Raw genomic sequence first — 12,857 nt, forward strand, 5'->3', positions numbered from 1 at the left:
CCGAAGAGCACTAAATGTGCTCTTCGTGCGAGCCCAGGACCTGACCGAGCGAAAAGCTTGCGCCTGGCCTTTGGCGGCGCGACCGAGATGGTGGAATTGTGTGCAGCCAGGGTTGCCGTTGACCGACGCCGGGGTCCCCGCCATAATACTTTCGGTTCACGCACGAATCCGCTGCCAGAGACAGCCGGCGCAAACGGGTCTTACCCGCGAGCTTAATGGGACTTCCCGCCAGCCGAGGTGGTCGAGTAGATATGTCTTCTCGCCCCCGTCGCTCATGCAGCGCGGGGGCTTTCTTTTTGGACATGCCCCCGTCACGTCCTTGTGGCGGACCGTGCCCGGAAAGAATTCGAGGAGGTGTAATTCATGCCCCAGCAGTACAAAATCGACAAGGTTGCAGAGATCGAGTCCCGTATCGCCGAGAACGCCGGTCTGTTCGTCGTCAACTACAACGGTCTGACGGTTAAGCAGGCTCAGGAGCTGCGTCATCAGCTTCGCGAGTGCGGCGCCGAGATGAAGGTCTACAAGAACAACCTGGTCAAGATCGCTCTCAAGAACCAGGAGCAGCCCGAGCTCGACGAGATCCTCGCCGGCCCCGTCGCTTATGTGTTCTACGAGTCCGAGCCGGTCGAGGCCGCTAAGGCCCTTAAGGACTTCTCCGCTAAGTCCAAGGGCGTCCTTGAGATCAAGGGCGGTATCTCCGACGGCAAGGCCGTTTCCGCTGATGATGTTAAGGCTATCGCCGAGCTGCCCACCAAGGATCAGCTTCTCGGCCAGATCGCCGGTCTCATCTCCGGTTTCGCTCGCGACATCGCTGTCTGCGTCAACGGCGTTTCCTCTGGTCTCGCTCGTTCGATCCAGCAGGTCTCCGAGCAGAAGGCAGCCTAGTTGCTGTTTTCACCCGCGGCGGCAACGCCGCACCCCTGGCGCATTCGCGTCGTGTTTTAACTGATCTCCGTGCATCCGCACGGAAACCGAAAGGACTTAGAAATGGCTAAGCTTACCACCGATGAGATCATCGATGCTCTTAAGGAAATGACCCTTCTCGAGGCTTCCGAGCTCGTCAAGGCTATCGAGGACACCTTCGGCGTTTCCGCCGCTGCTCCTGCCGCTGTTGTCGCCGCTCCCGCTGCTGGCGCTGCTGAGGCCGAGGAGAAGACCGAGTTTGACGTCGTGCTCGAGGGCTTCGGTGACAACAAGATCCAGGTCATCAAGGCCGTCCGTGAGCTCACCAACCTTGGCCTGAAGGAGGCCAAGGAGGTCGTCGAGGGCGCTCCCAAGGCTGTTCTCGAGGGTGCCAAGAAGGAGGACGCCGAGGCTGCCAAGGAGAAGCTCGAGGCTGCTGGCGCTGCTGTCACCCTCAAGTAATCAGGCTTTCTCGCCAGATTTCTTTGCAGACGGGGTTCGCATTGCGAGCCCCGTCTTTTTTGTTTTTCGGTCCCTCGACATCGGTAGCTCAAACTGCCATGTTCTGTGATTTGCGTCGTATCGGGCACCCTGCCGTTGGGCAATAAAATTGCACCATTCGAGCAATAATTTGCGTTGACCTGCTGAAGAATTGTCTCTGCCTTGTAGCGACATATAGTTCCAGCGGTAAGATGCTTAGGTATCGCAATTTGGTCTGCGGCTGTGTGCCGCACGCATGGGGCGCTTTTGCGCCTGCGAAAGGATCTTTGAATAACATGAAGGCAATCATCCCCGCCGCCGGTCTTGGCACGCGTTTTCTGCCTGGCACCAAGTGCACGCCCAAAGAGATGCTGCCGGTGCTCGACAAGCCCGTCATTCAGTACGTCGTCGAGGAGGCGCTCGACCCCGAGGAAGTCGACGACGCCATCATCGTTACTTCTCCCGGTAAGCCCGAGCTACTGAACTACTTCCAGCCCGATCGCTCGCTCGAGAACCTGCTGCGCGAGCGCGGCAAGAACGCCTATGCCGATGCCGTCGCCCACGCTGGCGGTATGCCGGTCGACTTCCGCTATCAGTACGAGCCCAAGGGCCTCGGCCATGCTATTCGCTCTGCTGCCGACGCCGTGTCAGGGGAGAACTTCCTGGTTCTTCTGGGCGACTACGTTGTGCCTAACCGCGACATCTGCGACAAGATGCTCGCCGTTTCCAAGGAGCACGGTGGCGCTTCGGTTATCGCCGTCGCTGCTTGCTCGCCCGAGGAAGTCAGCCGCTACGGCGTTATCGCCGGTGAGCGCGTCGGTTCGCTCGAGGGTGCCGAGGACGTTGCCGATGCAGAGCCGGGCGCTGTCTGGCGCATCGGCGGTCTGGTCGAGAAGCCCGCTCCCGAGGCGGCTCCGTCCAATCTGTACATCGTCGGTCGCTACCTGCTGAGCCCGCTGGTCATGGACCTGCTGGCAGATCAGCAGGCCGGCAAGGGCGGCGAGATCCAGCTCACCGACGCCATGGCCCGTTCGCTCGACCGCGAGGCCATGTATGCCGTCGTCATTGACCCGCTGTCGGGCTACGACACCGGCACTCCCTCTGGCTGGATGGCCACCAACGCCCTCATGGCCGCAAGCGACCCCCGCTTTGCCGATGCCTTCTGGGATGCCATCGACGAGCGCGGCGGATTGATGCGCAAGTAAGCCTTCGGGCATCGACATTTACGGGCGCGGACCTCGGTTCGCGCCCGTTTTTTATAAGAGCTGCGATTGCCGGCTCTCTGTTCACAGAAAATATATGAACAGATGTTCGATACACATACATCTACCTGCGTGTTTTCTGTCGAAAAACTTTGCTACTCCAAAAACTCAATCGCGTCAAGGCTTTTCTTGCCCAACGGTCGGTACCTGATAAACTATTAGGTTGCGATAACTGGCGAAGCTATGCCTCGCCAACCCACCGAGCATTTCCGTGAAGGAGGAAAAACCTGGTGACCTACGCATACACTGCCACTGAGCGCAAGCGCGTCAGCTTCGGGAAAATCCCGGAGGCCATGGAGCTCCCCAACCTTATCTCTGTTCAAAGGGAATCCTTTGAGCGTTTTAAGGACGAGGGCCTTCGTGAGGCGTTCAAGGAATCCAGCCCCATCCAGAGCCAGAACCATGTTCTCGAGGTTACCTTCGGCGAGCATCAGTTCGGCGACCCCGCGCACACCGTCGAGGAGTGCCGCGAGAAGGACATGACCTATCAGGCCCCGCTTCTGACCGACGTCCGTCTCACCAACAAGGAGACCGGCGAGATCAAGGAGCAGCTCGTCTTTATGGGCGACTTCCCCATGATGACCGATCAGGGCACCTTCATCATCAACGGTACCGAGCGTATCGTCGTCTCGCAGCTCGTCCGTTCCCCGGGTGTGTACTACAGCTCCGAGATGGATTCGGGCAAGCAGATCTACAAGGCCCAGATCATCCCGTCCCGCGGTGCCTGGCTCGAGTTTGAGGTCGACAAGCGCGACCAGCTCATGGTCTCCATCGACCGTAAGCGCAAGCAGAGCGCCACGATGTTCCTGCGCGCCCTTGGCATCGCCGTCACCAACGACGACATCATCGAGCTGCTCGGCAACTCCGATGTGATCAAGCGCACCCTGGAGCGCGACACCGCCCTCACTCGCGAGGACGCCCTCATCGAGATCTACCGTCGCCTGCGCCCGGGCGAGCCTCCCACCGTGGACGCTTCCCGCAGCCTGCTCGAGGGCCTGCTCTTTAACCCGCAGCGCTACGATCTGGCCCGCGTCGGTCGTTACAAGGTCAACAAGAAGCTCAACCTCACCACCGAGGAAGAGGTCACGGTGCTCACCGACGAGGATATCGTCGCGACGCTGCGCTACCTGCTGTCCCTCGCTGCCGGCGAGCAGGGCTTCAAGGTCGACGACATCGACCACTTCGGCAACCGCCGTATCCGCACCGTCGGCGAGCTCGTCGCCAACCAGTTCCGTATCGGCATGAGCCGTATGGAGCGCGTCGTCCGTGAGCGCATGAGCTCCCAGGACATCGACGAGATCACCCCGCAGTCGCTCATCAACATCCGTCCGATCGTGGCTTCCATCAAGGAGTTCTTCGGTTCCTCGCAGCTCTCGCAGTTCATGGACCAGGCGAACCCCCTGACCGGTCTGACCCACAAGCGCCGTCTGTCCGCACTCGGCCCTGGTGGTCTTGCCGGCCACAAGTCCGGCTCCAGCCGCCGCACCAACGTGCCGACGGCCGTCCGCGACGTTCACAATTCGCACTACAGCCGCATGTGCCCGATCGAGACCCCCGAAGGCCCCAACATCGGCCTGATCGGCTCGCTCGCCCTCTACGCCCGCGTCAACGAGTATGGCTTCATCGAGGCCCCGTTCCGTCGCGTCGAGAACGGCGTTGCCACCGATCAGATCGACTGGATGACCGCTGACGAGGAAGAGAAGCACGTCATCGCGCCGGCCAACACGCCGCTCGATCCCAAGACCAACGAGTTCATCACGACCGATGCCGAGGGTAAGATCGTCCGTCCGCACACCGTGATCGCCCGTACCCGCGACTTCGACGGCTCCTTCGGCGCTCCCGCCGACGTGCCCGTCGAGGACGTCGACTACATGGACGTCTCGCCGCGTCAGATGCTCTCCGTCGCAGCCACGCTGATCCCGTTCCTTGAGCACGATGACGCCAAGCGTACGCTGATGGGCGCCAACATGCAGCGTCAGGCCGTGCCGCTGGTTCACCCCGCCGCTCCCTATGTCGGTACCGGCATGGAGCGTCGCGCCGCTCTGGACTCCGGCGAGGTCACCCTGGCCAAGAACGCCGGCGAGGTCATCTTTGCCGACGCCGCCAAGATCATCGTCAAGCATGCCGGCGGCATGGACGAGTACCACCTGGCCAAGTACCAGCGCTCCAACCAGTCCACCTGCATCAACCACCGTCCGCTCGTTCGCGTTGGTGACACCGTTGAGCAGGGCGAGCCTCTGGCCGACGGTCCTTCGACCGATCACGGCGAGCTCGCACTGGGTCAGAACCTCACCGTGGCCTACATGCCGTGGGAAGGCTTTAACTACGAGGACGGTATCGTCGTGTCCGAGCGCCTGGTGGCCGAGGACCTGCTGACGACCATCAACATCACCCGTCACGAGATCGACGCCCGCGACACCAAGCTCGGCCCCGAGGAGATCACCCGCGAGATCCCGAACCTCTCCGAGGACATGCTTGCCAACCTCGACGAGGACGGCATCATCCGCATCGGCGCCGAGGTCGGCCCTGGCGACATCTTGGTCGGCAAGGTCACGCCTAAGGGCGAGAGCGCTCTGACCGCCGAGGAGCGCCTGCTGCGCGCCATCTTCGGTGCCAAGGCCCACGACGTCCGCGACACCTCCCTTAAGATGCCTCACGGCGCTTACGGCCGCGTCATCGACGTCGTCCGCTTTAGCCGCGAGAACGGCGACGACCTGGCCCCCGGCGTCAACGAGCAGGTGCGCGTCTACGTCGCCCAGCGTCGTAAGATCCAGCAGGGCGATAAGATCGCCGGCCGCCACGGCAACAAGGGTGTTATCTGCAACGTTCTGCCGGTCGAGGACATGCCCTACATGGCTGACGGTACCCCGATCGACGTTATCCTCAACCCGCTGGGCGTTCCTTCGCGTATGAACGTCGGCCAGCTGCTCGAGTGCCACCTTGGCTGGGCTGCTGCGTGCGGTTGGGATACCGAGCAGGCCGACTCCGACAAGTACGTCCCCGGTCCGTTCTTCACCGCCACGCCCGTCTTCGACGGCGCCAAGGAGGACGAGATCGCCGAGGTCATCCGTCGTGCCAACAAGAACATGCTCAACAAGGCTACCGCTGCCTTTGGCGATCACATGCGCCCCGAGTTCGTCACCCAGCTTGACGAGCGCGGCAAGACCCGCCTGTTCGACGGCCGCACCGGCGAGGAGTTCCGCGAGCCCATTACCGTGGGTACGTCCTACATCCTCAAGCTCGGCCACATGGTCGACGACAAGATCCACGCCCGTTCGACCGGCCCTTACAGCCTGGTTACCCAGCAGCCTCTGGGCGGCAAGGCTCAGTTCGGCGGCCAGCGCTTCGGCGAGATGGAAGTTTGGGCACTGTACGCGTACGGTGCTTCCAACGTCCTGCAGGAGATCCTGACCGTCAAGTCCGACGATACCGTGGGCCGTGTCAAGACCTACGAGTCCATCGTCAAGGGCGAGAACGTTCCTGTCCCGGGTATCCCCGAGTCCTTCAAGGTTCTCGTCAAGGAGATTCGCTCCCTCGCACTGGACATCGAGCCCATGCACGATGCCGACGAGGACGCCTCCGCCCCTGTGACCGCCGAGGAGACCTCTGCTCTCGACGACCTGGCTGCGCTCGCCGGCGTTGACGCCGACGTCGAGGCCGAGGATGCCGAGACCGCCGAGGCACCCGAGGCTGTCGCCGCCACGACCACTGATAAGGAGTAGTTGACTGTGGCAGATTTCGAAGCTACTGATTTTGACTCGGTAAAGATCTCCCTTGCCTCCGCCGACCAGATCCGTTCCTGGTCGCACGGTGAGGTCAAGAAGCCGGAGACCATCAATTACCGTACCCTCAAGCCCGAGAAGGACGGCCTGTTCTGCGAGAAGATCTTCGGTCCCGCCAAGGACTGGGAGTGCTCCTGCGGCAAGTACAAGGGCATCCGCTTTAAGGGCATCGTCTGCGAGCGCTGCGGCGTCGAGGTCACCTCGGCCAAGGTGCGTCGCGACCGCATGGGCCACATCGAGCTCGCCGCTCCCGTGTCCCACATCTGGTACTTCAAGAGCCCCACGAGCTTCCCGATGAGCCGTATGCTCGACATCAAGTCCAAGGACCTCGAGAAGGTTCTGTACTTTGCCAGCTACATCATCACCGAGGTTGACTACGAGGCTCGCGAGGCCGACGCCGACGACCTGCGCGAGGAGCTCGCCGCCGATCTGGAAGAGATCGATGCCGAGTGCGCCCGCCAGATCGAGTCCCTCAAGGAGCAGGGCAACCCCGAGAACTTTGACGAGTTCTCCGACGAGGAGCCGCTGACCCCCGAGGAGATCGCCTCTGGCATCGTCGACATCGAGGAAGAGTGCAAGGACGAGAAGCAGCTCCGCACGGACGCCTTCAACGCCTTCATGAAGCTCAGCGAGCGCGACCTCATTTCCGATGAGCCGCTGTTCCGCGAGATGACCCGCTACTACTCGATGTACTTCAAGGGCGGCATGGGTGCCGAGGCCGTCCGCGACCTGCTCGCTGCCATCGACCTCCCCTCCGAGGCCGAGAAGCTCAAGGCCATCATCGCCGACGAGGACTCCCAGAAGCAGAAGCGCGAGAAGGCCGTTAAGCGCCTCGAGGTCGTTGACGCCTTCCTGAAGGGCGGCAACAGCCCCGCGAACATGATCCTGGACGTCATTCCGGTCATTCCGCCCGATTTGCGCCCGATGGTCCAGCTTGACGGTGGCCGTTTCGCCGCGTCCGACCTCAACGACCTGTACCGTCGCGTGATCAACCGTAACAACCGACTCAAGCGCCTGCTCGACCTGGACGCCCCTGCAATCATCGTGAATAACGAGAAGCGCATGCTCCAGGAGTCCGTGGACGCCCTGTTCGACAACGGCCGTCGTGGTCGCCCGGTCTCTGGCCGTGGCGGTCGCCCGCTCAAGTCGCTCGCCGAGGCCCTCAAGGGCAAGCAGGGTCGTTTCCGTCAGAACCTGCTGGGCAAGCGTGTCGACTACTCCGGCCGTTCGGTAATCGTTACCGACCCCAAGCTGCTGCTGCACCAGTGCGGTCTGCCCAAGACCATGGCGCTGGAGCTCTTCAAGCCCTTCGTCATGAAGCGCCTGGTCGAGCTTGGCAAGGTCGAGAACATCAAGGGCGCCAAGCGCGCTATCGACCGCGGTGCCACCTTTGTGTGGGATATCCTCGAAGAGGTCATCGACGGCCGCGTCGTGCTGCTCAACCGTGCACCGACCCTGCACCGTCTGTCCATCCAGGCCTTTGAGCCGGTGCTGGTCGAGGGCAAGGCTATCCACCTGCACCCGCTGGTCTGCTCGCCCTTCAACGCCGACTTCGACGGCGACCAGATGTCTGTCCACGTGCCGCTGTCCAGCCAGGCTCAGGCCGAGGCCCGCGTGCTCATGCTCTCTGCGAACAACCTGCGCTCGCCGGCATCCGGCAAGCCGGTCAACATCCCTTCGCAGGACATGATCATCGGTGTGTACTACCTCACCCAGGTTCGCGAGGGTCTGCCGGGCGAGAACCACGTGTTCTCGAGCTTCGACGACGCGCTGCACGCCTATGACTGCCGCTCCGAGGTCGACATGCAGGCCAAGATCCAGGTCCGCGTGTCCGCTGCCGATGCCAACGTCATCAACGAGGACGGCACCCGTATCTTCCGCGTCAAGAACGGCAAGAACGAGTTTGTCGACTACGACGTCACCGGCAACAAGACCGCGCGCTTCGAGACCTCTATCGGCCGCATCATCTTCAACCGCCAGTGCCTGCCCGAAGATTACGAGTTCATGAACTACAAGATGGTCAAGGGCGACGTGGCCAAGCTGGTTGCGGACTGCTGCGATCGCTATCCCGAGGCCAAGGTCGGCCCGATCCTCGACGCCATCAAGTACTCCGGCTTCCACTACGCTACCCGCGCCGGCCTCACCATCTCGGTGTGGGACGCTCTCATCCCTGCCGAGAAGCAGGAGCTGCTCGACCGCGCCCAGGCCAACGTCGACCAGATCAACGAGTACTTCGAGGAGGGCTTCATCAACGAGACGGAGCGCCACATCGAAGTCGTTAACGAGTGGACCGCTTGTACCGATAAGGTTGCAGCGCTCATGCTCGACATGTTCGACGAGGAGAACCCGCTGTACATGATGGCCGACTCCGGCGCCCGTGGTTCTAAGACCCAGCTGCGTCAGCTCGGCGGTATGCGTGGCCTGATGGCGGACATGTCCGGCGAGACGATCGACCTTCCCATTAAGGCGAACTTCCGCGAGGGCCTGCTGCCGCTCGAGTACTTCATTTCGACCTACGGCGCCCGTAAGGGCCTGGTCGATACCGCATCCCACACCTCGGACTCTGGTTACCTGACCCGTCGTCTGGTCGACGTGGCCCAGGACGTCATCGTCCGCGAGGAGGACTGCGGTACGCACGAGGGCGTCACCTACAACCTCATCATCCCCGGCACCACCGACCTCAACACCGACCTCGTCGGCCGTTGCTTCATTGAGGACGTCGTGGCTCCCGATGGCACCGTGCTCTTTGAGCAGGACGGCTACATCGAGAAGGTCGCCGACATCCAGAAGATGGTCGATGCGGGCCTTAAGAAGGTCAAGCTTCGCGCGCTGCTCACCTGCCGCTCCAAGTACGGCGTGTGCCAGAAGTGCTACGGCTGGGATCTTTCCACCCGTCGTCCGGTCGCCATCGGTACCGCGGTCGGCATTATTGCCGCCCAGTCCATCGGCGAGCCCGGTACGCAGCTTACGATGCGTACCATTCACTCCGGCGGCGTCGCTGGCGTCGACGATATTACGCAGGGTCTGCCTACGGTCAGCCGTATGTTCGATATCGTCGGCAACGTCAACGAGAAGATTCTGGGTCGCGAGGCCGAGCTGGCCCCGTACTCCGGCCACCTCTCGATTAAGCCCGAGAAGTCCGAGTACGTGCTGACGCTCACCGACTCCGAGGATCACACCCGTGTCCTCGACGAGCGTCGCGTTCCCGCTTCGGTGCGCTTCATGCCCGAGATCGAGGACGGCTGCGAGGTTCGCGCCGGCGACCAGATCACCAAGGGCTTCGTCAACTTCCGCAACCTGCGCAAGCTGACCGACATCGAGTCGACGATGCACACCTTCGTCGAGAGCGTCAAGGACGTCTACACCAGCCAGGGCGTCGACCTGAACGACAAGCACATCGAGGTGCTCGCACGTCAGATGCTGCGTCGCGTTCAGATCACCAACCCCGGCGACTCCAAGTACCTGCTTGGTCAGTACGTCGACCGCTACGAGTTCGCCGACGAGGTCGAGCGCGTTGCCCGTCTGGGCGGTCAGGCTCCCGTGGCCGAGCCCGTCATCCTGGGTACGCTCAAGGTTGCGTCCAACATCGACTCCTGGCTGTCGAGCGCTTCGTTCATCCGTACCGCCGGTGTCCTTACCGAGGCTGCCATCGAGGGCAAGGTCGACCACCTGCTCGACCTTAAGTCCAACGTCATCGTCGGTAAGAAGATCCCGGCTGGTACCGGCCTCAAGCCGTACGCCAACGCCAAGCTGACGTATCGCACGGCCGACGGCTACGTGGACATCGACGGTCCGGCTTCGCCCAACGCCAAGTCGCTGCCCGAGTGGGCTCCTGTGGAGCTCAAGGACCTGGACGAGCAGCTTCCGCAGCAGCTCGACTGGGCCGGCTACGACGAGTTCGGTGGTGCTGACGGTTCGTTCACCCGCAACGGCCACACCATCTCCGCCGAGAAGGCTCGCCTGTACCTGTTCGACGACCTGGGCGTGTCGCAGCGCTGGACCAACAAGTTCAGCGAGGTCGGCATCGAGACGGTCGGCGACCTGGTCGGCAAGTCCGAGGAGGATCTGCTGCGCATCGATGGCATCGGTGCCAAGGCGATCGAGGAGCTCCGTGACGGCCTGGAGGCCCACGACCTGCTCTACATCCTCGAGAACAACGACGACGTTGCCGACGAGGAAGACCTCTCGCAGCTGTTGCAGATGGTCTTTAGCCCCGACGGTCCGGACGATATCCTGCTGGGTACCTCCGCTCCGACGCATCACGCCGACGCCGACGAGGAGCTCCTGGGCGCCCCGATCGACGACAAGAAGGCTCCCGCCAACGGCGCGATCAACGAGGACATGGCTTCCCTCGACGAGCTGCTCAACCAGCTCGTGGACACCGACGACGCCGAAGAGGCCAAGGACAACGACGAGGAGTAATTTCCTAGTACGTTAACCGTCCTTCCAAAGACCCGCTTCCCAACAGGGGAGCGGGTCTTTTTTGTTGAAGAAAACCTACCAAAAAGGGACAGGTTTATTTTGGTAGGTTATTCCTGCTTGAATTTGAAACATTTCGTTCGGTCAAAGCGTATCTATGGTGAGGGCCTCAGCAAGAAACATCAGCATCACCGGGAGGTGATTATGGAAGAACAAGCATTTAGACAGGCGGTCGAGGATCACCGTGATGTCGTGTTTCGAATCGCATTGACGTATCTGCGCGATCGTGCCGATGCCGACGATGTCGCTCAAGACGTCTTTCTGAAGTTACTCAAAAGCGATGCCCAATTTGAAAGCTGGGAACATCTTCGTCGATGGCTTATCCGGGTCACGATCAATGAATGCAAATCTCTCTTTCGAAAGCCATGGAGGCGTGTGGAGGATATTGAGAACCTGGCCGATTCGCTTTCGACGGCGCAGGAGGAGACCAAGGCGGTCCTGTCAGACGTTATGCGACTTCCGGAACGATTCCGTGTTCCCATCATGCTCTATTACTATCTGGGCTTTTCGACCTCAGAGATTGCCGAGTTATTGCATGTGCCAGCCGCGACTGTTCGAACGCGTTTGGCTCGCGGCAGATCGAAGCTCAAGTTCATCCTAGAGGAGGGCGACCGTGAAATCCAATCAAATCAAGCAGGCCTTCGAGTCCGTCCAAGCCGATAGCGATCTTGCTGACCGTGTTCTTTATGCCGCTGCTGGTGAGCCGCTTCGCCGAAAGGGTCACGCGAAGCCTCTGTATGTTGCCGTGATCGGATGCCTTGCCGGAGTGCTGGCGACCGGAGGGGTCGCCTACGCCTTCGTCAATTCCAGCTATTTTGCCTCTGCCTGGGGAAACCACGGCAACGGGGATTCCATTACCTGGACCAACGGCGGCTCATCGGGAACTAAATATACCTACACCAGAGAGTTTGGCGATGGCATCGCGCCCCAAAGCCTGGAAGGCGCAGTCCAGGAGGTTAATCTGTCCGTCGAGGGCAACGGCTATACGCTTGATATCCATGAGATGGCAATCGACCAAAACGGCTGCGGAGCCGTGACGTTTACGTTGTCCAATCCAAATGGAGTTAACTACTACAAGCCAGCAGCAGAGATTGGCGAACTTGTTCTCTATGGTGAAGAAGAGCAGGGCATCGGCACGCCCGATATGAAGTTCGGCGAGGAATGGCCTGACACACGCAGCACAATTGATAAGGACACATCAAGCGATACTGTCATTAATGGCACGATGTACTTTGCCGCTATGGATCGCGAGCGAGATTTGCAACATGCTGTCACCTGGAATATCCATTGGACCGAGGGTGAAGGTGAGAGTGCGAGGCGGTTTGAGGCGTCGACACCCGAGTTCAATATTGGAGCGTACGTCGATACAAAGGAACTCCGCTCCGGTGACTCGCCTCTTGAGATTAGCCCGTTTTCCATCCAGACGCACATCGATGATTTGGGCTATGAAGCAGTTGATAATAAGCTGACCGTCAGCTACAAGGATGGATCGGAGCAGATTATCGAAGATGACGACGCAGGGGTGTTCAACTTATATTTTTCTTATGGGCGCAATAGCGGAGAGAACATCTGGGTGCCAACGAAGTTGATTGATGTCGATCAAGTTGTCTCGGTAACCCTTGAAATTGTGAGGTATACATCAACAGGGGAGACCGAAACGAAAGAGCCCTTTACCATCGTCTATTCGTAAGATTTGGGGTCGCTTCCTACTAGGGGAAGCGGCCTCTTTTGCGTTAAATGGAGACGCCGCCGATTTCCATGCGACAGATGAGAGCAGATCACCGCTGGAGCGCGACGTTTCCCCAGATAAAACCGACCAAAATAAACCTGTCCCTATTTGGAAGGGAACGTTGCCCCGACAAGCACGTCGGATTCCCGGTCCGGGCGGCCCGCTGTTTAAGTTTGTCGCGAGTTCCGCACGCAAAGGAAAGCACTTAATGTGCTTTCCGTC

7 protein-coding genes are annotated in these 12,857 nt (G+C 60.6%); all 7 read left to right on the top strand.

Annotation, left to right across the window (positions count from 1 at the left end; genetic code table 11):
• Positions 1-363: 363 nt before the first annotated feature.
• The 7 genes from rplJ (at position 364) to I2D41_RS09060 (ending at position 12,596) form a co-directional block, all read left to right on the top strand.
• A complete protein-coding gene (gene rplJ / locus I2D41_RS09030; protein ID WP_006235004.1) occupies positions 364-885 on the top strand; it encodes a 50S ribosomal protein L10 in 522 nt (173 codons plus the stop codon).
• 102 nt (positions 886-987) lie between these two features.
• Positions 988-1,365 (top strand): 50S ribosomal protein L7/L12, encoded by a 378-nt coding sequence (gene rplL, locus I2D41_RS09035; protein WP_006235005.1) that lies wholly within the window; start codon positions 988-990, stop codon positions 1,363-1,365.
• Between the two features lie 314 nt (positions 1,366-1,679).
• Positions 1,680-2,588 (top strand): UTP--glucose-1-phosphate uridylyltransferase, encoded by a 909-nt coding sequence (locus I2D41_RS09040; RefSeq protein ID WP_195364296.1) that lies wholly within the window; start codon positions 1,680-1,682, stop codon positions 2,586-2,588.
• A gap of 287 nt (positions 2,589-2,875) precedes the next feature.
• Positions 2,876-6,367, top strand: coding sequence for a DNA-directed RNA polymerase subunit beta (gene rpoB, locus I2D41_RS09045; protein ID WP_199408987.1), 3,492 nt, complete (start codon positions 2,876-2,878; stop codon positions 6,365-6,367).
• Positions 6,368-6,373: 6 nt separating this feature from the next.
• Entirely contained in the window at positions 6,374-10,849 is a 4,476-nt protein-coding gene (locus tag I2D41_RS09050) for a DNA-directed RNA polymerase subunit beta' (protein ID WP_172677957.1), read from the top strand.
• A gap of 201 nt (positions 10,850-11,050) precedes the next feature.
• Positions 11,051-11,569 carry an RNA polymerase sigma factor gene (locus tag I2D41_RS09055; RefSeq protein ID WP_195364297.1) on the top strand — a complete coding sequence of 173 codons (519 nt, stop codon included), beginning with the start codon at positions 11,051-11,053 and terminating at the stop codon, positions 11,567-11,569.
• A complete protein-coding gene (locus tag I2D41_RS09060) occupies positions 11,520-12,596 on the top strand; it encodes a DUF4179 domain-containing protein (RefSeq protein ID WP_195364298.1) in 1,077 nt (358 codons plus the stop codon). Before I2D41_RS09055 ends, I2D41_RS09060 begins: the two co-directional genes overlap by 50 nt.
• Positions 12,597-12,857: the final 261 nt, after the last annotated feature.

This window comes from Collinsella aerofaciens, from assembly GCF_015552075.1.
Taxonomy (GTDB): Bacteria; Actinomycetota; Coriobacteriia; order Coriobacteriales; family Coriobacteriaceae; genus Collinsella; species Collinsella aerofaciens_Y.

Excerpts from the sequence above, each read along its gene's own strand:
- rplJ (WP_006235004.1), top strand. The coding sequence starts at position 364 with ATGCCCCAGCAGTACAAAATCGACAAGGTTGCAGAGATCGAGTCCCGT.
- I2D41_RS09040 (WP_195364296.1), top strand. The coding sequence starts at position 1,680 with ATGAAGGCAATCATCCCCGCCGCCGGTCTTGGCACGCGTTTTCTGCCT.
- I2D41_RS09055 (WP_195364297.1), top strand. The coding sequence starts at position 11,051 with ATGGAAGAACAAGCATTTAGACAGGCGGTCGAGGATCACCGTGATGTC.
- rplL (WP_006235005.1), top strand. The coding sequence starts at position 988 with ATGGCTAAGCTTACCACCGATGAGATCATCGATGCTCTTAAGGAAATG.